This window comes from Stenotrophomonas cyclobalanopsidis (genome assembly GCF_008710035.1).
GTDB classification, from domain to species: Bacteria; Pseudomonadota; Gammaproteobacteria; order Xanthomonadales; family Xanthomonadaceae; genus Stenotrophomonas; species Stenotrophomonas cyclobalanopsidis.
Genome location: NZ_VYKI01000041.1, coordinates 1 through 21,619, shown reverse-complemented (window position 1 = coordinate 21,619; position 21,619 = coordinate 1). Strand labels below are relative to the sequence as shown.

The following is a 21,619-nucleotide window of genomic DNA, read 5'->3' as shown; positions in this document are numbered from 1 at the left end:
GGTCGGGTCCCCCGGGAGCCCCTGCTCCTCCTCCCCCTTGGGGCAGGGGCTCCTTCCTTCTTCTGGAGGGCACCATGGCCGCACACCGCTGCTGGATCCGCCTGCTGTCCTGCCTGCTGTTGCTGGGCAGCGCCCACGCATGGGCGGGCGACGTCACGTTCACCGGCGTACTGCCCAACGGCGCGCTGATGCAGCAGAAGGTGGAGAGCATGCAGGAGCGGCGCTACCGCAACCTGTTGCGGCAACACACCGATTACAGCTGTGGCGCGGCCGCACTGGCCACCATCCTGCGCTACGCCTACCACCTGGACACCACGGAGGCGACGGTGATCGAAGGGATGATGGGCGTGTCCGATCCGCAGCTGGTGAAGGAACGCGGTTTCTCGCTGCTGGACATCAAGCACTATGTCGAATCGCTCGGCATGCGTGGGCGTGGCTACCGCATCGATGAAAGCCGGCTGCGCAACCTGCGCGTGCCCGGCCTGGTGCTGATGGATGTACGCGGGTTCCGCCACTTCGTAGTGCTCAAGCAGGTCCGTGGCGGCGTCGTCGAGGTGGCCGACCCCATCCTCGGCAACCGCAGCCTGTCCCTGGCCGAATTCAACGAAGCGTGGTCGTCGCGCGCTGTTTTCGTCGTGATCGGCAGCGACTTCGATCGCAACACGGTTCTTCTGCAACCCAGCGAGCGGCCCAGTGCGCGTGCGTTGTACGCGCGGCAGGGCCCGATCACCGATGCCGAACTGGTCGATTTCGGCTTCAGCCATGCCGACCTGTTCTGAAGGAGGCCCGATCATGCTGTGCCAACGTTTGTTGATCGCCACGCTGCTGCTGTTGCCGGTGCTGCCCGCCCGGGCTGCTGAAGGCGCACCAGGGCGCGGCCTGAAGGAAATACCCGATCCCGAACTGAACCTGATGCGTGGCCGCTACACCGTGGGCGGCAACAACGTGGCCTGGTTCGGGGTGACGATGATTTCGCAATGGCAGGGTGCCAACGGCAGCAGCGTGCAGGGCGCGCTGACCCTGGGCATGGACTTCCGCCAGGGCGGCACGCCGCGGCTGACGTTCCAGCCGCACGTGCAGGTCACCAACGCCGATGCCCCGATGCCCAACCCGGACGGACGCAGCATCGACAGCAGCGGCCTGGCCAACGCCACGGGCCTGGTGCAGGCGGTGCAGGTGGCCGGCGATGGCAACACCGCGCGCAACGTGACCACCTTGACCGTGCGTGATGGCGCGGTGCCGACCACCAGCGACGATGGCAATCGCATCGCCCAGATGCAGCAGGGCGGGACCAGTGCTACGGCGTTGCTCGATGGCAACCAGGCGCGCCTGATGCTGCAGATCGACGGCCAGGGCCTGGTCCAGCAGTGGATCCGCAATGGCAGCGTCGGCCAGGGCATCGCCCTGTCCGGTGATGGGCAAGTGGCAAGCAACCGGCTGCAGCTTGAGCTGGTACGCAGCACCGTGGCCAGCAACCAGCCGTTGAGCCAGAGCGTGGCCCAAGCGATCGCGCTGAACCGCGGCATGGGCCCGGGCCAGTAACACGGCCCGGTCAAGGGGGATGGACGGACAACGCAGGCCAACGACATGCACACTTATTTGCGGCTTACCCCGCTGGCGCTGGCGGCGCTGGCGGCCAATGCCTTCGCCCAGGAACCGGCGGCGGAGGCCAAGGACGGTGCCGACGTACAGGCACTGATTTCCCAGCTGGAACAGCTCAAGGCCAACTACGCACAGGAAGTGCGCCGCCTGCGCGAGCTGGACATGCAGGTGCAGGCCATGCAGGCGCGCCTGAGGGGACGGGCCGGCGGCGCTACGACACCGGCGGCGGCGCCCCTTGCGCCTGCGGCGGCGGCCGCCGTTTCGCCGAGCAGCGAAGGCTATGCCAGCACCGCGGCCGAGGCCCAGCAGGCCAAGCAGGAGGCGCGGCGCAGCGTGGATGACGTGAAACAGCAGCAGGCGGCGCTGTTCTCGCGCAGGTTCACTATTGAGAACAGCCTCACCTACGCGCGCTATGACCGCAAGCAGCTATCCCTCAACGGCTTCCTGGCGCTGGATGCGATCTTCCTCGGCAACATCGCCATCGAGAACGTCGAGTCCGATTCGCTGACCTACAACCTGGCCGCGCGCTGGGGTGTCAGCCCGAACCTGACGTTGAACATGGACGTGCCCTACCTGGCACGGCGCACCGTGTACCAGAAGGGCGGTGCGGGTGGTGCGGCGGCGGCCATCGCGCAGGAAGAGACCAACGGCAACGGCCTGGGCGATATCAGCGCAAGCGCCAACTACCGCCTGTTCGGCGAGCGCGGCTGGCGCCCGGAAACGGTGCTGACCGGCGGCGTCACCGCACCCACCGGCCGCGCGCCCTATGGCCTGGACTGGAAGGTGATCGAGCGCGATGACGATGACTACATCCGCTTCGCGGTGCCGCGCGAACAGCCGACCGGCAACGGCGTCTGGCAGGCCAACCTGGGCGTGTCGATGGTGAAGACCGCCGATCCGGCCATCCTGTTCGCCAACGCCGGCTACATCCATTCCTTCCCGCGTGGCTTCGACGATATCGACAGCAACCCGGACACCGTGAACCCCGGCGATGTGAAGCTGGGCGGGTCGGTGTACTTCGGTGCCGGCGTGGCCTTCGCCTTCAACGAACGCACCAGCCTGAGCATTTCCTTCAGCGACAAGATCAGTGCACGCGCGTCGACGCGTTTCCAGGGCGGGCAATGGGTGAAGGTGATCGGCAGCGATGCCAACGCGGCGTCGTTGAACCTCGGCGTGACCTATGCGCTGAACCAGCACGCGACGATGGTGACCCTGCTGGGCATCGGCCTGACCCCGGATGCACCGGACTTCACGCTGTCGTTCAAGGTGCCGTACATGTTGTAGCTGATTGCGGTGATCCTGCATCGGCAACGCCGGGCCTCGCCCGGCGTTCTTTTTTTCGCAGCGGCGCTCACGCTCCCAGTAGAGCCGAGCCATGCTCGGCTGACTTTCTGCCGGGCAGCGTCAGGCACTACCGCTTCGGCGGCAGCTCCAGGGAGTGCTTACGGCACAACCGGTACACCGTCACCCGCGACACCTGCATGTGCCGCGCGCAGGCCGATACGTTGTAGCCATGCATCTTCAGCGTCCGCAGCAGCACATCGCGCTCGACCTGGCCGCGGGCATCCTGCAGCACCGCGCGCGGGGCCGGGGTCTCGGCGTCGGCCATGTCCAGGTCGCTGGCGCTGATCAGTTCGTGTTCGCTGACGATCGCCGCGCGCTGCACCCGGTTCAACAGTTCGCGCACGTTGCCTGGCCAGTCGAAGTGGCGCATCGCCAGGCGCGCGCCGGGATCGAAGCCGCGCGCGCGGCCCGGATGCCGGCTGCGGAAGCTGCGCAGGAAATGCTCGGCCAGCAGCAGCACGTCGTTGCCACGGTCGCGCAGCGCCGGCATCGGCAGCCGCAGCACGTTGAGGCGGTAGTACAGGTCACGGCGGAACCGCCCTTGGGCCACGGCCTGCTCGAGGTCGACATGGGTGGCCGCCAGCACGCGCACATCCACCCGCAGCGGCTGGTTGCTGCCGACCCGCTCCAGGGTGCCTTCCTGCAGCACGCGCAGCAGGCTGGTCTGGGCGTCGGCAGGCAGGTCGCCCACCTCGTCCAGGAACACCGTGCCGCCGTCGGCGGTTTCAAACAGGCCCACCCGACGCTGCGCGGCCCCGGTGAAGGCGCCGCGCTCGTGGCCGAACAGCTCCGACTGCACCAGGCTGGCCGGGATGGCCCCGCAATTGACTGCGAGGAAGGACCGGCCGGCGCGCCCGGACAGGGCGTGCAGGGCCTGCGCCGCCAGCTCCTTGCCGGTGCCGGTTTCACCGGTGACCAGCACCGGCAGCTCGACCGGGGCGAACTTGTGCAGGGACGCGCGCACGGCCAGCAGGGCCGGGCTGTCGCCGATCAGCGCGGGCAGGCCGCCGCCGTCGCGTATCGCCGCTGCGGGGGGATCATCCTCGCCGCATTCGCGCTGCATCGCGGTCAGCAGGTCCTGCAGCTCGCGGGGCAGGGTGAACTGGTCGTGGCAGGCGCGCAGCAGCGGTGCCCAGCTGGGCGGTGGGGCATCCACGCCGCCCGGCAGTACGGCCAGCCAGGGCAGGTGGTGGTGCTGCTCGACCCACGGCAGCATGGGCTGCAGCGCCTGTGCGTGCAGGTGGCGCAGGTCCAGCACGGCCACCAGATGGTCGCGGCCGCGCAGGCCCACAGCCATGGCCGGCGAGGGACTGACGCAGCGCAGCTGCCAGCCGGCCGCCGCCAGCGCGTCGCGCTCGCTCGCCACTGGCTGGCCGAACCAGATCACACAGCGTGATGGAACCTGCAGGCTTGCCGCCATGCCTTCCCCCAAGCATCCGGGCAACGCGGGCGGTGTCAGACCGGGCATCGCGCGTGCCGCCCCACGCCGGGATGCCATGGCCACATCCAGCGGCCGGCCGCGGCATGTATCCCGCCGTGACATCAGTGACCAACGCAGGCAGCGGCGGCCAGCGGCCACGCATCTGCACTTCAGGGGAGGCGGACAACAAAAAAGCCGCTGCAGGGCAGCGGCTTCCAGTGCGGGTGCGGGGCGTCCGGGTCAGAGGTCGACGCGGCGGGCCTGCATGAACTTGTTGCCCCAGTAGCCGCTGAGCAGGGTGTCGACACGGACGTCCTTGCCGGTGCTCGGTGCATGCAGGAAGCGGCCTTCGCCGACATAGATGCCGACATGGTCGACGCGACCCTTGCGGCCGAAGAAGACCAGGTCGCCCGCGGCCAGCGCGGCGCGGTCGTTGATCAGTTCGGCATTGTTGTCATGGGCCATTTCGCGTGAGACGCGCGGCAGCTCGATGCCCAGCGCCGAGCGGAACACGTAGCCGACCAGGCCGCTGCAGTCGAAGCCGCTGTCCGGGTTGCTGCCACCCCAACGGTACGGGGTGCCCAGCAGGGTCATCGCGCGGCGCAGCAGGGACTGCACCTTGCCGTTGTCGGCCTCGGTGCCGACGACGCTGCCGTTGGCGGCGCTGCTGGTGTCGTAGTTGGCAAGCAGGCGGCTGAGGTCGCCGGCGACCATCGCCGAGCGGTCCATCAGCGGAATGGTGTCATTGGCGGCCAGATGCGGCAGCAGGGCGGCCAGGGTTGCGCTGGCGGCGGCATCGGCACGGCTGCGCTGGGGAGCGGCAGCGTCGGCCTTGGCGGCCGGGGTCGGATCGGTCTTTACGGGGGCACTCTGCGACCAGGCCGGGAGGCTGGTCAGGAACAGCGCCAAGCCCAGGAAAAGTGGGCGGACACTATGTGAAGAAGCGGCGGTCTGGCCATGGCCCTGCAGGTCGTCAGTCGTCACGCGTCGGTCACAGGAAAAAAACGATGGGGGCATCATGCCCTGTAAAAGCGTCAATAAGTTAAAAATTCCGTTAAAAAACCGTTATTCACAATGTGACGTGCGTCGCAATCCTGAACATATCGCCTGTTCATTTTAGCGAAGAACGCGTTTCGCTCCTGTGTAGTGGTCTTTCCAGTAGGCGCCACTGAGCGAATCCAGGCGGACGGTGCCGCCGGTGCTCGGCGCGTGCACGAACCGGCCTTCGCCCACGTAGATGCCGACATGGGTGACGTTGCCGCGGCTGCCGAAGAACACCAGGTCGCCGGTGGCCAAGCGCTGCGGGTCGATCTTCGGTCCCTGCACGGCGGCCAGGTCGCGTGAGGTGCGCGGCAGCTTCAGGTCGACCATCTCGCGGTACACGTAGGTCACCAGGCCGCTGCAGTCGAAGCCCGAATCGGGCGTGTTGCCGCCATAGCGGTAGGGCGTGCCGACCAGGCTGATGGCGCGCATCAGCACCGAATTGGCGGCCTCGGGATTGTCCGGCGCTGTGGCCGGCCAGTGCGCCGTGGGCGGCGGCGTGGCGGGGCGGACGGCCTTGCCGCCACCGCAGGCGGCCAGCAGCAGGGGCAGGGCCAGCAGCAGGGCGGGCGCGAAGATCCGGCGCAGGCCGGACGAAACTGGCGTGTTGTGCATGTTCTCCGGATAATGCGCCACCTTGGATTGGCCGTCATGATGGCGGCGTCCCCGCCGGGCGACAACCCGCCCCAACCCGCCTGCCTCCGGCAGATCCAGACAGAGTTGCGCATGAAGATCGAAAAAGACCGCGTTGTCCGCTTCCACTACACCGTCTCCGAGGTCGGCCAGGCGCCGATCGAATCGTCCAAGGACCGCGGTGAGCCGCTGTCGATCCTGATCGGCCACGGCAACATCATCCCGGGCCTGGAAAACGCCATGATGGACAAGGAAGCCGGCGCAACCTTCGACGTCGACGTCTCGGCGGCCGATGCCTACGGCGAGCGCCGCGAGGGCCTGTCCCAGCGCGTGCCGAAGAAGCACTTCGGCACCGCCAGGCTGGTCCCGGGCCAGCAGGTCGTCCTGCAGACCAACTTCGGCCCGCGCGCGGTCACCGTGCAGAAGGTCGGCATGAGCGTGGTCGACGTCGACCTGAACCACCCGATGGCCGGCAAGGACCTGCATTTCGACGTCGAGATCGTCGAAGTGCGCGAAGCCGCCAAGGAAGAAATCGACCACGGCCACGTCCATGGCGACGGTGGTCACCAGCACTGATCGCCGCGCGATCGTGATGGCAGCAACGGCCCGCTTCGGCGGGTCGTTGCGTTTCTGCAACAGGGCCCGGCCGTCCATGGCGCGCGGGGCGGCGGCATAATGACGGACCTGCCTGCCGGATGCCCCGTGAACGCCGCTTCCCTTTCCCTGCAGCCGGTGACTTCCGGCGAACGCATCGCAGTGCTGGACATGCTGCGCGGGGTAGCCCTGCTGGGCATCCTGCTGATGAACATCGAGGCCCTCAGCGGACCGCTGGACCTGGCCTTCACCGGCATCGACACGCGCTGGCACGGCCTGGATTACGCGGCCGACGCCTTCGTCTACATCTTCGTGCAGGGCAAGTTCTTCACCCTGTTCTCGCTGCTGTTCGGTGCCGGCTTTGCGGTCATGGCGCAACGCGCGCAGGCGGCTGGGCGTGAATTCGCACCGTTCTACCTGCGGCGCAGCCTCGGCCTGGCGCTGATCGGCCTGTGCCATGCGCTGCTGGTGTGGTCCGGCGACATCCTGGTGATGTACGCGCTGGTCTCGCTGCCTCTGCTGGCCTGCCGCGAAGCGCCGCGCAGCTGGTTGCCGTGGATGGGCATCGTGGTCTACCTGGCCGGCGTGTCGATGATGCTGCTGATCGGCGCGATGGTGACGATCTCGCCGCCGCAGGACCTGCAGAAGATGCTGGCGGACGCACAGCAGGCCATCGACCAGCAGCGCCTGGTGTACGGGCAGGGCACGTGGATGCAGGGCAACGTGCAGCGCCTGCAGGAGTTCGGCAGCTCGCTGGGCGCGCTGGTGATCACCGGGCCGGAAGTGCTGGGCATGTTCCTGATCGGCAGCTGGTTCGCCGCCAGTGGTGCATTGACCGAGCCGGAGCGCTTCCCGCGGCTGTATGCCTGCCTGCGCTGGGTCGCGCTGCCGTTGGGCCTGCTGGTCACCCTGGGTGGGGTGCTGTGGAAGCCGTACCTGGCACCGGGCGAATACAGCTTTGAAACCACCGCGGTGATGTCGCTGGTGTCGGTCGGCGCGGTGCCGATGTGCCTGGGCTACCTGGCCTGGATCGTGCACTGGCGCGCGCGGCTGGGCTGGCTGGCACCGGCGGGGCGCATGGCGCTGACCCACTACCTGGCGCAGTCGCTGGTCTGCACCTGGTTGTTCAACCACTACGGGCTGGGCTGGTTCGACCTGATGCCACGCGCATGGCAGCTGGTGTTCGCACTGCTGCTGTTCGCGCTGCAGGTGGGCATCTCACAGCTGTGGTTGCGGCGCTTCCGCTTCGGCCCGATGGAATGGCTGTGGCGTGCGATGACCTACCGTCAATGGCCGCCGATGCGCCGCGGGCGCGGGCAGGGATGATGCCGGTCAGGCCTGCTCACGCTGCGCTGCATATTGGCAGTGGCATGCTCGCTTGCAGCGATTGGTGCCATCCACGCATGGCATGGATCTACTTCACGACGGCGGCGGCCTCCACGCATCGCGTGGATCCACGACTGTTCTTTTCTTCGAGCGATTCCAATGAGCACTGCATCCTTTGACTACGACCTGATCGTCCTGGGCGGCGGCTCCGCCGGCCTGGCCGGCGCCATCCGCGCGGCCCAGCACGGCAAGCGCGTGGCGCTGCTGGAACCCGGCGCGCTCGGCGGTACCTGCGTCAACGTCGGCTGCGTGCCGAAAAAGGCGATGTGGCTGGCGGCCGACCTGCACGAACGCATCAGCCTGGCCAGTGCGATGGGCTTCGATGTGCCGGCACGCCCGGCGCTGTCGTGGAAGGAGCTGGTGATCCATCGCCAGGCCTACATCACCAACATCCATACCAGCTACACCAAGCGCCTGGACGAAACCGGCGTGGTGCGCATCCCCGCGCGCGGCCACCTGGTCGACGCGCATACCGTGGCCTGCAGCGACGGCGTGCACTACAGCGCCGGACACATCCTCATCGCCACCGGGGCGCACCCGCAGCGCCCGGACATTCCCGGCGCGGAGCTGGGCCTGGTCTCCGATGATTTCTTTGACCTGCGCAGTGCGCCGGCCGAAGTGGCGATCATCGGCGGTGGCTACATCGCGGTGGAACTGGCCGGCCTGCTGCAGGCGCTGGGCAGCAAGGTCAGCCTGCTGGTGCGCGGCAACCGGCTGCTGGAGCGCTTCGACTACGAGCTGACCGACCAGCTGGCCGAGAACCTGAAACAGCAGGGCGTGCGCATCCATTTCGATTACCGCCTGCGCGAACTGCAGCGCGACGGTGAGCGCGTGCGCGCGTTCGGCCATGACGGCCCGCTGGGCAGCGTGTTCGATGCAGTGTTCTTCGCCACCGGCCGCCGTGGCAACAGCCGCGACCTCGGCCTGGAGGCGCAGGGCATCGGCATCGGCGAACACCAGCAGGTGGAGGTGGATGAGTGGCAGACCACGGCGGTGCCCAGCGTGCATGCGGTGGGTGATATTGCCGGCAAGGTCGGTCTGACCCCGGTCGCGGTGGCGGCGGCACGGCGCCTGATGGACCGCCTGTTCGGCGGCCGCCCTGAAGCGAAGATGGATTACAGCAACGTGGCCAGCGTGGTGTTCTCGCACCCGCCGCTGGGCGCGGTGGGGATGAGCGAGGAAGAAGCACGCGCCTGCTTCGACCAGGTGACGGTCTACCACAGCCGGTTCCGGCCGGTGCTGCAGGCCCTGGCCAACGGCACCCAGCGCAGCCTGTTCAAGATGGTCTGTGCCGGTGCGGAGCAGCGTGTGGTCGGCATCCACCTGCTCGGCGAAGCAGCCGATGAGATCCTGCAGGGCTTCGCGGTGGCGGTGAAGATGGGTGCGACCAAGGCCCAGTTCGACGATACCGTGGCCATCCATCCGACCTCGGCCGAGGAAGTGGTGCTGATGCGCTGACCCGCGGTTGTTGTAGCGCCGAGCCCATGCTCGGCTCTCTCCGCCCTGGAACCGCGGAGCCGAGCGTGGGCTCGGCTCTACAGGGCGTCGGGCGCCCACATGCGACAATGCGCGTCCCCACATGCCCCATGGCCGCTCCCTGCGGCTTGCCGTCGTCCTGATGTCCAACCCTTGCCCCCGCATCGCTACTGCCTCCCCGCGCATTGCCTTGGGCGGCATCGGCCTGGCTGCGGTCGGTGCCATCGCCGCTTCCGGCAAGGCCATCATCGTCAAACTGGGCCTGCGCCACGGCGTCGATGCCACCACGCTGCTGGCCCTGCGCATGCTGATGGCGCTGCCGCTGTTCGTGCTGATGGCCCTGTGGTCGGTGCGCCGTGCCGAACCGCTGTCCTGGGCCGACCGTGCCCGTGTGCTGTGGCTGGGCTTCACCGGCTACTACCTGTCCAGCCTGCTCGATTTCCAGGGCCTGCAGTACATCAGCGTGACTCTGGAACGGCTGATCCTGTACTTGAACCCGACCCTGGTGCTGCTGATCAACGTGCTGCTGGCGCGGCAGCGCCCGGGCCGCTGGCAGGTCGCGGCGCTGGTGCTGAGCTATCTGGGCGTGCTGCTGGCCTTCGGCCATGACCTGCAGCGCGAGGGCGGGCAGATCATCGTCGGCAGCCTGCTGGTGCTGGGCAGCGCGCTCAGCTACGCGCTGTACCTGTTTGGCAGCGGCCAGGTGGTCGCCCGCATCGGTGCGGTGCGGCTGACCGCCTATGCGAGCTGCGTGGCAGGCGTGCTGGTGCTGCTGCATTTCGCCATCACCCATCCGCTGCCGCTGCTGTGGCAGGCACCGGCGCCGGTGCAATGGCTGTCGCTGGTCAACGCCACGGTATGCACCGTGCTGCCGGTGCTGGCGATCATGCTGGCGGTGCAGCGCGTCGGCTCGTCGCTGGCCGCGCAGGTGGGTATGCTGGGCCCGGTTTCCACCATCGTGATGAGTCTATGGCTGCTCGACGAGCCGATGGGGCCGGCGCAGATCGCCGGCACCGTGCTGGTGCTGATCGGCGTACTGCTGGTGACCCGCCTGCGGCGCTGACGCCGGAGCAGGCGCGTGACCGCATCCTGGCGGTGATCCGTGCGACCCCGCCGGGCCAGGTGCTGGGCTATGGCCAGGTGGCGATGCGCGCCGGCTTTCCCGGACGAGCGCGCCTGACCGCGCGCATCCTCGGCCAGAACGAAGACCCGGACCTGCCCTGGCACCGCGTGCTGCGCTCGGACGGGCGCATCGCCATGGCCGAAGGTTCGGCCGGCTGGCGCGAGCAGTCGCAACGGCTGCGCGCCGAAGGCGTGGTGGTGGAAAACGGCCGTGTGCGCATGCCGGCCACCGACCCGGCTGCCGCGCTGGACGCGGCGATCTGGGGCCCGGGCTGATCACCAGCGGCGACTGAACGGAGCGGGCAGGGCGGTCGCCACGCTGTCGTGATGCTGCGGCTATGATGGAGGCCGTTCCATGCCGGTATTCCCATGTTCCCGCGACTGCCCACCGTCACCAAGGCTCTGCTGATCGCCAACGCGATCCTGTTCCTGCTGCAGCAGCCGTTCCTGCTCGGCATGCAGACCTTCGAACCGTTCATGCTGCAGCCGTGGCAGCAGGGCTTCGACGCCTTCTCGCCGGGCGGCAATTTCCAGCCCTGGCAGCTGCTGACCTATGGTTTCCTGCACGGCAGCTTCGGCCACCTGTTCTTCAACATGCTGGCCGTCTTCATGTTCGGTGCGCCGCTGGAACAGACCTGGGGCGAGAAGCGGTTCCTGATCTATTACCTGGTGTGCGTGGTAGGCGCCGGCCTGTGCCAGTTGCTGGTCGGCTCGCTGCTGGAAAACCCGGCCCCGGTGCTGGGTGCATCCGGCGGTGTGTTCGGGCTGCTGCTGGCCTACGGCATGCTGTTCCCGAACCAGCGGGTGATGCTGCTGTTCCCGCCCATTCCGATGAAGGCGCGCACCTTCGTGATCCTGTTCGGCGTGGGTGAACTGGTGCTGGGCATGACCGGCTGGCAGCCCGGCGTGGCCCACTTTGCACATCTGGGCGGCATGCTGTTTGGCTGGCTGCTGATCCGCTACTGGCGCGGCCAACCGCCGTTCAACAAGCGCCGCCCTCCGGGCCCGCCGAAGCGCCCGAACCACCTGCGCAGCGTGAAGTAAGGCGCCGCGCCTCGCTTCACGCGGGTAGGTGCCGACCGTTGGTCGGCACGCCTTCCCGCATGCGGTCCGGTAGACGCCAACCTTGGTTGGCGTTCGCACTGCCAATCCGTGCCAACCAAGGTTGGCACCTACCCATCCTGCAACACCACCTGCGCGGCATTGTGTCCCGGTGCACCGGTCACGCCGCCGCCGGGATGGGTGCCCGATCCACACAGGTACAGCCCCGGCAGCGCACCGCGATAGCCGGCCTGTCCGACCATCGGTCGCGCCGAGAACAGCTGGTTGGCACTGAGCGCGCCGTGGAAGATATCGCCGCCGACCAGGCCGAAGGTCCGCTCCAGATCCAGCGGTGACAGCACCTGCCGGCCCAGTACACAGCCGGCGAAGCCCGGCGCATGACGGTCGACGGTGGCGATCATCAGGTCGGCCACCTCATCGCGATGATCATCCCAGTGCCGCCCACCGGGCAGAACCGGCGCTACATGCTGGCAGAACAGGCTGGCCACATGCTGCCCGGACGGGGCCAGCGAATCGTCCAGCGTGCTGGGAATCAGCATCTCCACGATCGGTTCTCGCGACCAGCCATCGCGCCGCGCATCCAGCCAGGCACGGTCCATGTAGTCCAGGCTGGGCGCCATGATGATGCCGGCGCTGAGGTGGTCGCCGGGGCCGGGCAGGGCGCGGAAATCCGGCAGCCGCGACAGTGCGACGTTCATCCGGAACGTGCCCGAGCCGCAGCGCCACTGCGCCATCCGCTCGCGGGTCGCCGGCGGCACCTGCGTTGGGTCCAGCAGTTGTTCGTACAGCAGCTTGGGATTGACGTTGGCGACCACCGCACGTGCGCGCAGGGTTTCGCCGCTGCTCAGTTCCACACCGGCCACGCGCCCCTGCTCGACCAGCACGCGCCGCACGCCGGCATCCACGCGCAGCTCGGCACCGGCCTCGCGGGCGGCCGCCGCCATCGCCTGGCTGATCGCGCCCATGCCACCGATCGCGTGGCCCCAGGCACCTTTCACGCCGTTGCACTGGCCGAACACGTGGTGCAGCAGCACATACGCGCTGCCCGGCGTGTACGGGCTGGCAAAGTTGCCGACGATGCCATCGAAGCCGAACAGCGCCTTGATCGGCTCGCTTTCGAACCAGCGGTCCAGGTACTCGGCGGCCGACAGGGTGAACAGGTCAAGCAACTCCTGCCGCAGCGACGCATCCAGCGTGGCAAGTTCGCGGCCCAGGCGCCCCATCTGCCACAGCGCGGGCAGGGCACGCCATCCGCCGGCCATGCCGAGGTCCGGCGGCGCACGCAGCGCCCATTGACGCAGCACGTCGGCGAAGATCTCCAGCCGCGCTTCGTACTCGGGCAGCCGCTGCGCATCGCGCTCGGAAAACTTCGCCATCTCGGCCTGGGTGCGGCCCGGTGCCGACAGCAGGTAGCGGCCGTCGTCCAGCGGCAGGAAGTTGTTGGCCGGCCGGTTGATGATGCGCAGCCCATGCGCGTGCAGCTGCAGGTCGTCGATCACCTTCGGCTGCAGCAGCGACACGGTGTAGGACGCTACCGAGTTGCGGAAGCCGGGGTGGAACTCCTCGGTCACCGCCGCACCGCCCAGCACGCCACGGCGCTCCAGCACCAGCACCTTCTTGCCGGCCTTCGCCAGATAGGTGGCGCACACCAGTCCGTTGTGGCCACCACCCACGATGATCGCGTCCCAGTCGCTCATGTGCCGGCAATCGCCGCTTCGATGGTCGCGATGTCGATTTTCTTCATCGGCATCATGGCGTTGAAGGCGCGCTTGGCCAGCGCCTTGTCCGTGCTGGTCACCGCTTCGATGAGCATGCGTGGGCTGATCTGCCACGACACGCCCCAGCGATCCTTGCACCAGCCGCAGTCGCTCTCCTGGCCGCCGTTGCCGACGATGGCGTTCCACAGCCGGTCGGTCTCGGCCTGGTCTGCGGTCTGGATCTGGAACGAAAACGCTTCGTTATGCTTGAACGCCGGTCCGCCATTGAGGCCGACGCAGGCCACGCCGCAGACGGTGAACTCGACGGTGAGCACCGCGCCCTCCTGGCCGGCCGGGTAATCGCCCGGCGCGTGGTGCACGGCGGTCACCGCACTGTCGGGGAAGGTGTTGGCGTAGAAGGTGGCCGCAGCCAGCGCCTCCTTGTCGTACCACACGCAGATGATGTTCCTGACGGTCATGATCGGCTCCGCAGCGGGCGAAGGCGCAGCGATAGCACGGGCGGTGTTAATGCGGGATCGTGCTGCACGGCATGACCGCGCTACCATGCGATGGCAGAGCAGTTCCCTTCCATCGCAGTACGACAAGGACGACGCGTGAAGATCCTGATCCTGGGCGGATATGGGGTATTTGGAGGGCGCCTGGTGCAGCTGCTGGCGGACCTGCCGCAGCTGGAGCTGCTGATAGCCGGGCGCACCCTGGCGGCGGCGCAGGCCTTCTGCGCGGACTACCGCGGCGAAGCGCGCGTGCGGCCGCTGCGGGTGGACCGGCAGGAGCTGGCGCCAACCCTGCTGGCCGAACGCCCCGAGCTGGTGATCGATGCATCCGGCCCCTTCCAGGAATACGGCAGCCAGCGCTATGCGGCCATCGAGGCCTGCATCGCCGCCGGCATCGATTACCTGGATTTCGCCGATGCCGCCGACTTCGTGTTCGGTGTCTCGCGCTTCGACGCGCAGGCGCGCGCGGCTGGCGTCTACGTGCTGTCCGGGGTCAGCAGCTTTCCCGTGCTGACCGCCGCCGTGCTGCGGGTGATGGCCACGCGCATGGACATCCTCAGCGTGGAAGGCGGCATCGCGCCGTCGCCCTACGCCGGCATCGGCCTGAACGTGATGCGCGCGGTGGTCGGTTATGCCGGGTCACCGGTCAAGCTGCGTCGCGGCGGACGTGATGGCCACGGCGTGGGCCTGGCTGAAAGCCGCCGCTTCACCGTGGCGGTGCCGGGCCGGATACCGCTGCGCAACCTGCATTTCTCGCTGGTGGACGTGCCCGACCTGCAGGTGCTGCCGCCGGAGCACCCCACGCTGACCGACATCTGGATAGGTGCCGGACCGGTGCCGGAGATCCTGCACCGCCTCCTCAACCTGCTGGCCAAGACCCGCCAGCACCTGCGCCTGCCGTCGCTGGAGCCGTTGTCGCCGTTGTTCTACATGGTGCTGAACCTGATGAAGTTCGGCGAGCACCGCGGCGGCATGATCGTGCGCGCGGTCGGCACCCGCGACGGCGCGCCGGTGCAGCAGAGCTGGCACCTGCTGGCCGAGGCCGATGACGGTCCCTACATTCCGTCGATGGCCATCGAAGCGCTGATCCGCAAGCAGCTCGCCGGTGAGCGGCCGGCGCCGGGCGCGCGCCCGGCAACGCATGCGCTGGAACTGACCGACTACGACAAGGTGTTTGCCGGCCGCACCATCCATACCGGTTTCCGCCAGGACATGCCCGGCGCCAGCCTGTACCAGCGCGTGCTGGGCGACGCCTTTTCGCAGTTGCCCGCAGCCGTGCAGGCCCTGCATGCGCCGGGTGCGGCGCGCTGCTGGCAGGGCAGGGCGCAGGTGCAGCGCGGCAGTGGCCTGCTGTCGCGGCTGCTGGGCGTGGTGTTTGGTTTCCCGGCTGCGGGCGAGCAGCTGCCGGTCAGCGTCGCCTTCGCGCCGGAAGCGGGCGGCGAGCGCTGGACGCGCACGTTTGCCGGCCGCCGTTTCTCCTCGCTGCAGACCGAAGGGCGTGGCCGCAACGAGGCGCTGCTGGTCGAACGCTTCGGCGCCGTGTCGGTGGCGCTGGCCGTGGTGGTCGAGGGCGGGCGGCTGCAGCTGGTGCCGCGTCGCTGGTCGCTGCTGGGCATCCCGCTGCCGCGCGCGCTGCTGCCGGGCGATGACAGCTTCGAGTATGAAATAGATGGACGTTTCGTGTTCGACGTGGAGATCGGTGCGCCGCTGGTCGGCCGCATCGTGCATTACCGGGGGACGCTGGAGCCGGCGTGACGTCCGTCGCCGCGTGCCTGCAGCGGGCATGTCGGAATCGGAATGGTGCGCTGTCGCTTCAGACACTACCCGCTGCGCGTCGCCGATTCCTGGGTGACGTATTTCACCTGTCGTGAGGCGGTCTGGGCAGCGATGCGAGTGGCCGCATGACCTGCTGAATCCTCAGGATTTTCAAGCGCATGGCGTAGGGTCTGGTCTACGCCGGACGTTGCGTAGTGACGTATTCCGCCCGATTCATCACCGGTTGCAGCACTGCCTCGCACGCCAGAGCCGTGCCTATAACCCTCCGGCAGTCCCATCACCGGAGAGAGCTTCATGGCATTTGCATCCGCCCATCGTGTGCTGAAGCGCAGCGCGCTTTCAGCAGTATTGTTTTCCATCATCGGCAGCGTCGCTGCGCAGAGCACCACCGGCACGCTGCATGGCACCGCCGCCGGTTCCAAAGGCGCGACTGTCGTCGCCCAGAGCGACAGCGGCCTGAAGCGGACGGTCGCCGTCGATGCGCAGGGACGCTACAGCTTCGGCGCGCTGCCGGTGGGTCGCTACAGCATCAGCCTGCAGCGCAACGGGCGCATCCTCGAACAGCGCGATGACGTGCAGCTGCGCGTGGGCAGCGGTACCGAAGTGAGCTTCGCTGCACATGGCCCGGCCACAACCCTGGAAGCAGTCAATGTCACCGCGGCGAACCTGCCGAAGATCGATGTGAGCCACACCGTCTCCAAGTCGGTCATCACCTCCGAGCAGCTGGACGTGCTGCCGCTGGGGCGCAGCGCTGAGTCCATCGCGCTGTTGGCGCCGGGCGTGGTGGCCGGCAGCGGCGCCTTCTCCAACGGGTCCCGCTCGGTCCTCTCGTTCGGCGGCTCCAGCGTCACCGAGAACGCGTACTACCTCAATGGCTTCAACGTCACCAATCCACTCAACTACCTGGGTGGCATCAGCCTGCCGTACGGCTCCATCGACCAGCAGGAAACCTTCACCGGTGGCTATGGCGCGGCGTATGGCCGTTCCACCGGTGGCGTCATCAACCAGGTCGGCAAGCGTGGCACCAACGCGTGGCGGTTCGGCGCGCAGGTCACCTGGTCGCCGGCCGGGCTGGCCGAGTCACCGGCATCGGTGAACTACCCGGACATGACCCTGCCGGAGGGGTATGCCTACGAGAACGAGGGCAAGCCAGGCACGCTGTATCGCTACCGGCGCGGTGACAAGTCCACCACGACCACCTACAGCGGCTATGTCAGTGGCCCGTTGATCGAGGACAGGCTGTTCATCCACCTTGCCGCCGAGTCGAACCGTCGCGAGGGGGTTGCAACCGCCAACGAGGCCGCCGCGCAACAGGTGCGCAACCATTACCGCGCGGATACGCCGAAGTTCTACGGCAAGATCGACTGGAACATCAACGACAGCAATACGCTGGAATACACGCGCTTCCAGGACACGGATCGTACCGGCGGCTATTACCGGGAGTTCGACTACAAGACGCTGTCCGAAGGGGATCGCACGGGCACCTTCCCCAACATCAGCAAATCAACCACCGACGTCGACATCTTCAAGTACACCGGCTACCTCAACGACGCGCTGACCTTCAGTACCGTGTGGGGGCGCGCCCGCACCAGCAACCTTGCGTTCAATCCGCTGAACTCGGGCAACCCCTACATCAGTGGCGCCGGCAACCAGGACCCCGCGTTGAATGGCGGTAGGCCGATCCGCAACGACCAGCCGGATCTCTACAGCAAGGCACCTGATGCTGGCAGCACGACGCACGGGCTGCGCATGGACCTGCAGTACCGCGTCGGCAACCATGAGTTGACCGCTGGCGTCGATAACATGACCTATCGGGCCAACAACGAAGGCCAATCCATGACCGGCCCCGGCCATGCCTGGATCTATTCCCGCGGCAATCCCGGCGCGTCGCCCAGCCCGGGCTTCGGCATTGCACCGCCGGGAGGAAATGGCTATTTCGTGCAGAAGTACATTTTCTCCACCACCACCAGCATGTCGGTCAAGCAGCGGGCCTACTACCTGGAGGATCGCTGGCAGCTGACGCCCGACTGGCTGCTGACCCTCGGCCTGCGCAACGACCGCTTCACTAACTTCAACAGCGATGGCCGCGCTTACGTGGAGAGCGGCGACCAGTGGGCGCCACGCCTGGGCGCCAGCTGGGATGTATTCGGTGACGCCTCGTTGAAGCTGTTTGCCAACCTGGGCCGCTACTACCTGGCACTGCCCAACAGTGTGGCCATCCGTGGTGCTTCCGCATCGACGTACACGCGTGAGTACTTCACCTATACCGGCATCGATGCCAACGGCAATCCGACCGGTTTGACGCCGCTGGGGCCGGGTCCGGTGTCGGCCAATGGCGAGTACGGGCAGGCCCCCGATCCGCTGGCGGTGGCGCCGACCGACCTGAAGTCGCAGTACCAGGACGAACTGATCCTGGGCTTCGAGAAGACCCTGGGCAGCCGCTGGAACAGTGGTGGCAAGGTCACCTACCGGCAACTGCAGTCGGCCATTGACGATACCTGCGATGCCGACCGTTTCGTCGACCGACTGGCAGGCATGGGGCTGGATGCCGACACCTTCGATCTGCCCGGTTGCGTGATCTTCAATCCGGGTGCCACCAACACGTTCCAGCTGCGGCACCGTGATGGCTCCGGCTACACGCCGGTCAGCATGAGTTCGACCGACTGGGGCTACGACGGCAAGAAGGCGAAGCGTCAGTATGTTGCGCTGGATGTGTTCATCGAGCACCCGATGTCCGACGGCTGGTACGGTCGCCTGGACTACACCTGGTCGCGCAGCTTCGGCAACACCGAAGGGCAGGTGAGATCGGATATCGGCCAGAGCGATGTGTCCAAGACCCAGGACTGGGATGCGGCGGCGTTGATGGAGTACGCCGGTGGCTACCTCGCCAATGATCGACGGCACCAGTTCAAGGCATTCGGCGCCTATCAGATCAATGACGAATGGACCGCATCTGCCACGGTGCGGGTGATGTCGGGCATGCCGAAAAACTGCCTGGGCTACTACGGCAGTGACCAGAGCGATCCTCTCAATGGCTACGGATCGGCCTACCACTACTGTAACGGCAAGCCGTCGCGTCCCGGCGACGCGGGTCGGCAGCCGTGGACGGCGCAGCTGGACATGGGCGTGATGTACCGCCCGGGGTTTGCTGACAACCGGCTGGGCCTGGGCCTGAACGTCTTCAACGTGTTCAACCAGCGGCGCCAGCTGCAGTCGACCGCCAAGTACCAGACCGGGCCGGACACGGTCTCCAACCTCTACGGCATGGGCAGCTACTTCACACCACCGCGGACGGTGCGCCTGAGCGCCTCCTACGACTTCTGACCTGCGCGAACAGCGGCTCTCTCTCTCCGCAAGGGTTGGCTTGGCCCTGATCCATCAGGGCCTTTTTTCCAGTCGGCATCTCGATGCAGTAGAACCACGCCATGCGTGGATGAGGCATCGGGAAGCAGAGAGGGCGCCCGAAGGCGCCCTCTCATCAAACCACTGCCGCTCAGAACTCAGCGCCAGACCTTGATCTGCTCACCCTCGGTGCGCTGCATCGGCTGGCCGGCCTTGCAGCTGAAGGTCGCGCCGAAGGCAGGCAGGTTCGACAGCGGGCCGTTGGTGCGCCAGCGTCCCGGTGCACGGATGTCGGCGGTCATGCGGCGTGCGGCCTCGTTCGGCGCCAGCTGCTGCGGCCACAGCGCGGCCCAGGCGCGGAAGAAGCCCTGCTGCTGCGTCGGCGTCGCCTTCGGTTCCTGTGCGGCGTAGGCCGCCCACGCCAGTTCCAGGCCGGCGATGTCGGCCAGGTTCTCTTCCTGGGTCAGCGTGCCGTTGACCTTGGCACCCTTCACGCCCGGGAAGTCGTAGGCACCGTACTGCGCGGCCACGCGGCTGCCGAGCAGGGTCCAGGCGGTCTTGTCGGCCGGGGTCCACCAGCTGCGCAGTTCACCCTTGGCATCGACCAGGGCGCCCTTGGCGTCGACGGCCCGGTTCAGTTCGTGGCCGACCAGGCCACCGAAGCTGCCGAACTTGTCGGCGGCGTCGGCCTTGGCGTTGAACACCGGGCCCTGCAGGATCGCGGCGGTGACGATCAGGCGGTTCTGCGCCAGGTCGTAGGCCAGCGACGGCTGCTGCGGCAGCACGTCCCAGCGACGGTCGGCGTTGCCCTTCCCGATGCGCTTCATTTCCTCGCGATGGCGCCAGGTCGAAGCGATCAGCATGTTGCCGCCGAACGAACCACGGCCCATCGGCTGCACGCTGTAATCCAGGTCGCGCAGCGGGGTGCCGATCTCGATCTTCAGTGCGGCCAGCTTGGCCTGTGCTTCGGCCTTGGCTTCGGCGCTCATCCAGGTGCTGTTCTTGACAGCTTCGATCTCCACTTCGCGCACCTTGTCGACGATCCACGCCGCCTGGCGGCGATCTTCGGCGGACAGGTAGCGGGCGGCGTACTCTCGGCCGACCATCGGGCCAGCGGCCACGTTGATGGCGTCCAGCACGTTTTCCCAGCGCTGCGCGGGCAGGGTTTCACCGCGCAGCACGCGGCCGCGGAATTCGAACTCGGCGTCGCGGTAGGCCTTGGACAGGTACGGTGCCATCGAGTCGCCCACGCGCCAGCGCAGGTAGGCCTTCCACTGCTCCGGCTTGAGCTTGGTGACCATCGTGTCGAGCTGGGTGAACAGGCCCGGGTCGGCCAGCGAGACCAGGTCGTCGTTCACACCCTGCGCCTTCAGGAACGCATCCAGCTGCAGGTTGCGGTAGCGGCTGTTGAGATCCTTGGTCGAGATCGGCGCGTAGTTGTTGAAGGGGTTGTTGATGCCGGCCAGCGACTGCGCGTTGCGCGCCAGTTCGGTTTCCAGTTCGATCACCGACTGCGATTCGGCATCCAGCTTGGCTGCCGGGGTACCGGTCAGGGCCAGGATCTGCTTGACATAGTTGCGGTAGCGGCCCATCAGGGCCACGGTATCGGCATCGGTACGGGTGTAGAACGCCGGGTCGGGCAGGCCCATGCCGCCCTGCATGAAGTAGCCGATGTGGCGGTCCAGCGCCTTCAGGTCCACGTCCGGGCCGAAGTTGAAGGCCACCGGGATGCCGACCTGGTGCAGTGCGGCGATCGAGGCCGGGACGTCCTTGGCCTTCTTGATCGCGTTGATGCGGGTCAGCAGCGGGGCGATCGGGTTGGAGCCATCGGCTTCCACCGCGGCTTCGTCCAGGCCGCTGGCCCAGAAGTCGCCCAGCAGCTTCTGCACGTTGCCCTGCGGCGCCTTCATCGAGGCGTCCAGCAGTTCACGCTGCTGCTGGCGGCTGCGGTCGACCAGCTGGCCCAGCGCGGTGGCGGCGCCGGACTGCGGCACCGGGTTGGCCTTCAGCCAGTCCGCGTTGGTGGCGTCGTAGAAATCGCTGCACTGGGCGCTGACGGCCGGGGCGCGCACGGCCTTCTTCTTGGCGGCGAAAGCATCGTAGGTCGGGACCAGGGTCGCCAGGCTGATACCCAGGGCGACGGCAAGCGGACGGAAATTGGGCATGTAGAACGAATCCGTGATGGATTGAGGGCGGGCGAACTATAGCAAGCCGTGCATGGGCGCGGGATGCATGCGTCACGTGGCTTCCGCCGGGCATGGCCCGGCGCTACCGGGTGGTGCGGGATGGGCGCGGGATGCATGCGTCACGAGGCTTCCGCCGGGCATGGCCCGGCGCTACCGGGTGGTGCGGGATGGGCGCGGGATGCATGCGTCACGCGGCTTCCGCCGGGCATGGCCCGGCGCTACCGGGTGGTGCGGGGTGGGCGCGGGATGCATGCGTCACGCCGCGTTCGCCGGGCGTGGCCCGGCGCTACCGTGCATGTGACCCGTCCTGCCATAGGTTGACACCTATGGGGTGGATGATACGGCCGCCGTCAGGCGGCCAAGGACGCCCGATGCGTCGCATCGGGCGTCTGCATTTTAAGGGACAGGTGGGGTCGCTCGGCG

17 protein-coding genes are annotated in these 21,619 nt (G+C 67.6%); 11 read left to right on the top strand and 6 right to left on the bottom strand.

All coding sequences use genetic code 11. From position 1 onward, the window contains the following. Positions 1-74 precede the first annotated feature (74 nt). The 3 genes from FJU31_RS18495 to FJU31_RS18485 are packed head-to-tail and all read left to right on the top strand — an operon-like array spanning position 75 to position 2,886. Positions 75-779 carry a C39 family peptidase gene (locus FJU31_RS18495; protein ID WP_150456042.1) on the top strand — a complete coding sequence of 235 codons (705 nt, stop codon included), beginning with the start codon at positions 75-77 and terminating at the stop codon, positions 777-779. A 13-nt stretch (positions 780-792) separates the two neighbouring features. Beyond that, the gene (locus FJU31_RS18490; protein ID WP_150456041.1) at positions 793-1,542 is read left to right on the top strand and encodes a hypothetical protein; all 750 of its coding nucleotides are present in this window, start codon (positions 793-795) and stop codon (positions 1,540-1,542) included. A 45-nt stretch (positions 1,543-1,587) separates the two neighbouring features. Then, positions 1,588-2,886, top strand: a complete 1,299-nt coding sequence (locus FJU31_RS18485; RefSeq protein WP_150456040.1) for a transporter — start codon at positions 1,588-1,590, stop codon at positions 2,884-2,886. A gap of 127 nt (positions 2,887-3,013) precedes the next feature. Here the strand turns inward: FJU31_RS18485 and FJU31_RS18480 are convergent, their stop codons facing one another. The 3 genes from FJU31_RS18480 to FJU31_RS18470 all read right to left on the bottom strand — a co-directional run bounded on the left by FJU31_RS18480 (position 3,014) and on the right by FJU31_RS18470 (position 6,022). After that, complete coding sequence (locus FJU31_RS18480) at positions 3,014-4,366, bottom strand: sigma-54 interaction domain-containing protein (RefSeq protein ID WP_150456039.1); 1,353 nt, start codon at positions 4,364-4,366, stop codon at positions 3,014-3,016. Between the two features lie 240 nt (positions 4,367-4,606). After that, entirely contained in the window at positions 4,607-5,350 is a 744-nt protein-coding gene (locus tag FJU31_RS18475) for a C40 family peptidase (RefSeq protein ID WP_150456038.1), read from the bottom strand. 132 nt (positions 5,351-5,482) lie between these two features. Further along, a complete protein-coding gene (locus FJU31_RS18470; RefSeq protein WP_150456037.1) occupies positions 5,483-6,022 on the bottom strand; it encodes a C40 family peptidase in 540 nt (179 codons plus the stop codon). A gap of 111 nt (positions 6,023-6,133) precedes the next feature. Here FJU31_RS18470 and FJU31_RS18465 point away from each other — a divergent pair, with 111 nt between their 5' ends. The 6 genes from FJU31_RS18465 to FJU31_RS18440 all read left to right on the top strand — a co-directional run bounded on the left by FJU31_RS18465 (position 6,134) and on the right by FJU31_RS18440 (position 11,662). After that, entirely contained in the window at positions 6,134-6,616 is a 483-nt protein-coding gene (locus tag FJU31_RS18465; protein ID WP_150456036.1) for an FKBP-type peptidyl-prolyl cis-trans isomerase, read from the top strand. 99 nt (positions 6,617-6,715) lie between these two features. Then, positions 6,716-7,960, top strand: coding sequence for a DUF418 domain-containing protein (locus FJU31_RS18460; protein ID WP_150456035.1), 1,245 nt, complete (start codon positions 6,716-6,718; stop codon positions 7,958-7,960). Positions 7,961-8,119: 159 nt separating this feature from the next. Beyond that, positions 8,120-9,478 carry a glutathione-disulfide reductase gene (gene gorA / locus FJU31_RS18455; RefSeq protein WP_150456034.1) on the top strand — a complete coding sequence of 453 codons (1,359 nt, stop codon included), beginning with the start codon at positions 8,120-8,122 and terminating at the stop codon, positions 9,476-9,478. Between the two features lie 160 nt (positions 9,479-9,638). Further along, complete coding sequence (locus FJU31_RS18450) at positions 9,639-10,559, top strand: DMT family transporter (RefSeq protein WP_150456033.1); 921 nt, start codon at positions 9,639-9,641, stop codon at positions 10,557-10,559. Continuing rightward, positions 10,556-10,894: an MGMT family protein gene (locus FJU31_RS18445; protein ID WP_246161470.1), complete on the top strand. Its 339-nt coding sequence runs from the start codon at positions 10,556-10,558 to the stop codon at positions 10,892-10,894. The genes FJU31_RS18450 and FJU31_RS18445 overlap by 4 nt, the downstream gene beginning before the upstream one ends. Positions 10,895-10,987: 93 nt before the next feature. Beyond that, positions 10,988-11,662 (top strand): rhomboid family intramembrane serine protease, encoded by a 675-nt coding sequence (locus FJU31_RS18440; RefSeq protein WP_150456032.1) that lies wholly within the window; start codon positions 10,988-10,990, stop codon positions 11,660-11,662. Between the two features lie 128 nt (positions 11,663-11,790). On the opposite strand, the gene FJU31_RS18435 is transcribed toward FJU31_RS18440, so the two are convergent. Then, positions 11,791-13,377, bottom strand: a complete 1,587-nt coding sequence (locus tag FJU31_RS18435; protein ID WP_150456031.1) for a phytoene desaturase family protein — start codon at positions 13,375-13,377, stop codon at positions 11,791-11,793. Then, entirely contained in the window at positions 13,374-13,856 is a 483-nt protein-coding gene (locus FJU31_RS18430) for a VOC family protein (RefSeq protein ID WP_150456030.1), read from the bottom strand. Before FJU31_RS18430 ends, FJU31_RS18435 begins: the two co-directional genes overlap by 4 nt. Before the next feature lie 135 nt (positions 13,857-13,991). On the opposite strand from FJU31_RS18430, the gene FJU31_RS18425 reads away from it, so the two are divergent. Together FJU31_RS18425 and FJU31_RS18420 are read left to right on the top strand one after the other, a co-directional pair. Next, positions 13,992-15,647 carry a saccharopine dehydrogenase family protein gene (locus FJU31_RS18425; RefSeq protein ID WP_150456029.1) on the top strand — a complete coding sequence of 552 codons (1,656 nt, stop codon included), beginning with the start codon at positions 13,992-13,994 and terminating at the stop codon, positions 15,645-15,647. A gap of 315 nt (positions 15,648-15,962) precedes the next feature. After that, positions 15,963-18,992, top strand: a complete 3,030-nt coding sequence (locus tag FJU31_RS18420; protein WP_150456028.1) for a TonB-dependent receptor — start codon at positions 15,963-15,965, stop codon at positions 18,990-18,992. Between the two features lie 176 nt (positions 18,993-19,168). Here the strand turns inward: FJU31_RS18420 and FJU31_RS18415 are convergent, their stop codons facing one another. Then, positions 19,169-21,175 carry a M13 family metallopeptidase gene (locus FJU31_RS18415; protein ID WP_150456027.1) on the bottom strand — a complete coding sequence of 669 codons (2,007 nt, stop codon included), beginning with the start codon at positions 21,173-21,175 and terminating at the stop codon, positions 19,169-19,171. Positions 21,176-21,619 lie beyond the last annotated feature (444 nt).

Excerpts from the sequence above, each read along its gene's own strand:
- FJU31_RS18495 (WP_150456042.1), top strand. The coding sequence starts at position 75 with ATGGCCGCACACCGCTGCTGGATCCGCCTGCTGTCCTGCCTGCTGTTG.
- FJU31_RS18490 (WP_150456041.1), top strand. The coding sequence starts at position 793 with ATGCTGTGCCAACGTTTGTTGATCGCCACGCTGCTGCTGTTGCCGGTG.
- FJU31_RS18485 (WP_150456040.1), top strand. The coding sequence starts at position 1,588 with ATGCACACTTATTTGCGGCTTACCCCGCTGGCGCTGGCGGCGCTGGCG.
- FJU31_RS18480 (WP_150456039.1), bottom strand. The coding sequence starts at position 4,366 with ATGGCGGCAAGCCTGCAGGTTCCATCACGCTGTGTGATCTGGTTCGGC.
- FJU31_RS18470 (WP_150456037.1), bottom strand. The coding sequence starts at position 6,022 with ATGCACAACACGCCAGTTTCGTCCGGCCTGCGCCGGATCTTCGCGCCC.
- FJU31_RS18465 (WP_150456036.1), top strand. The coding sequence starts at position 6,134 with ATGAAGATCGAAAAAGACCGCGTTGTCCGCTTCCACTACACCGTCTCC.
- FJU31_RS18460 (WP_150456035.1), top strand. The coding sequence starts at position 6,716 with ATGACGGACCTGCCTGCCGGATGCCCCGTGAACGCCGCTTCCCTTTCC.
- gorA (WP_150456034.1), top strand. The coding sequence starts at position 8,120 with ATGAGCACTGCATCCTTTGACTACGACCTGATCGTCCTGGGCGGCGGC.
- FJU31_RS18450 (WP_150456033.1), top strand. The coding sequence starts at position 9,639 with ATGTCCAACCCTTGCCCCCGCATCGCTACTGCCTCCCCGCGCATTGCC.
- FJU31_RS18440 (WP_150456032.1), top strand. The coding sequence starts at position 10,988 with ATGTTCCCGCGACTGCCCACCGTCACCAAGGCTCTGCTGATCGCCAAC.
- FJU31_RS18435 (WP_150456031.1), bottom strand. The coding sequence starts at position 13,377 with ATGAGCGACTGGGACGCGATCATCGTGGGTGGTGGCCACAACGGACTG.
- FJU31_RS18430 (WP_150456030.1), bottom strand. The coding sequence starts at position 13,856 with ATGACCGTCAGGAACATCATCTGCGTGTGGTACGACAAGGAGGCGCTG.
- FJU31_RS18420 (WP_150456028.1), top strand. The coding sequence starts at position 15,963 with ATGGCATTTGCATCCGCCCATCGTGTGCTGAAGCGCAGCGCGCTTTCA.
- FJU31_RS18415 (WP_150456027.1), bottom strand. The coding sequence starts at position 21,175 with ATGCCCAATTTCCGTCCGCTTGCCGTCGCCCTGGGTATCAGCCTGGCG.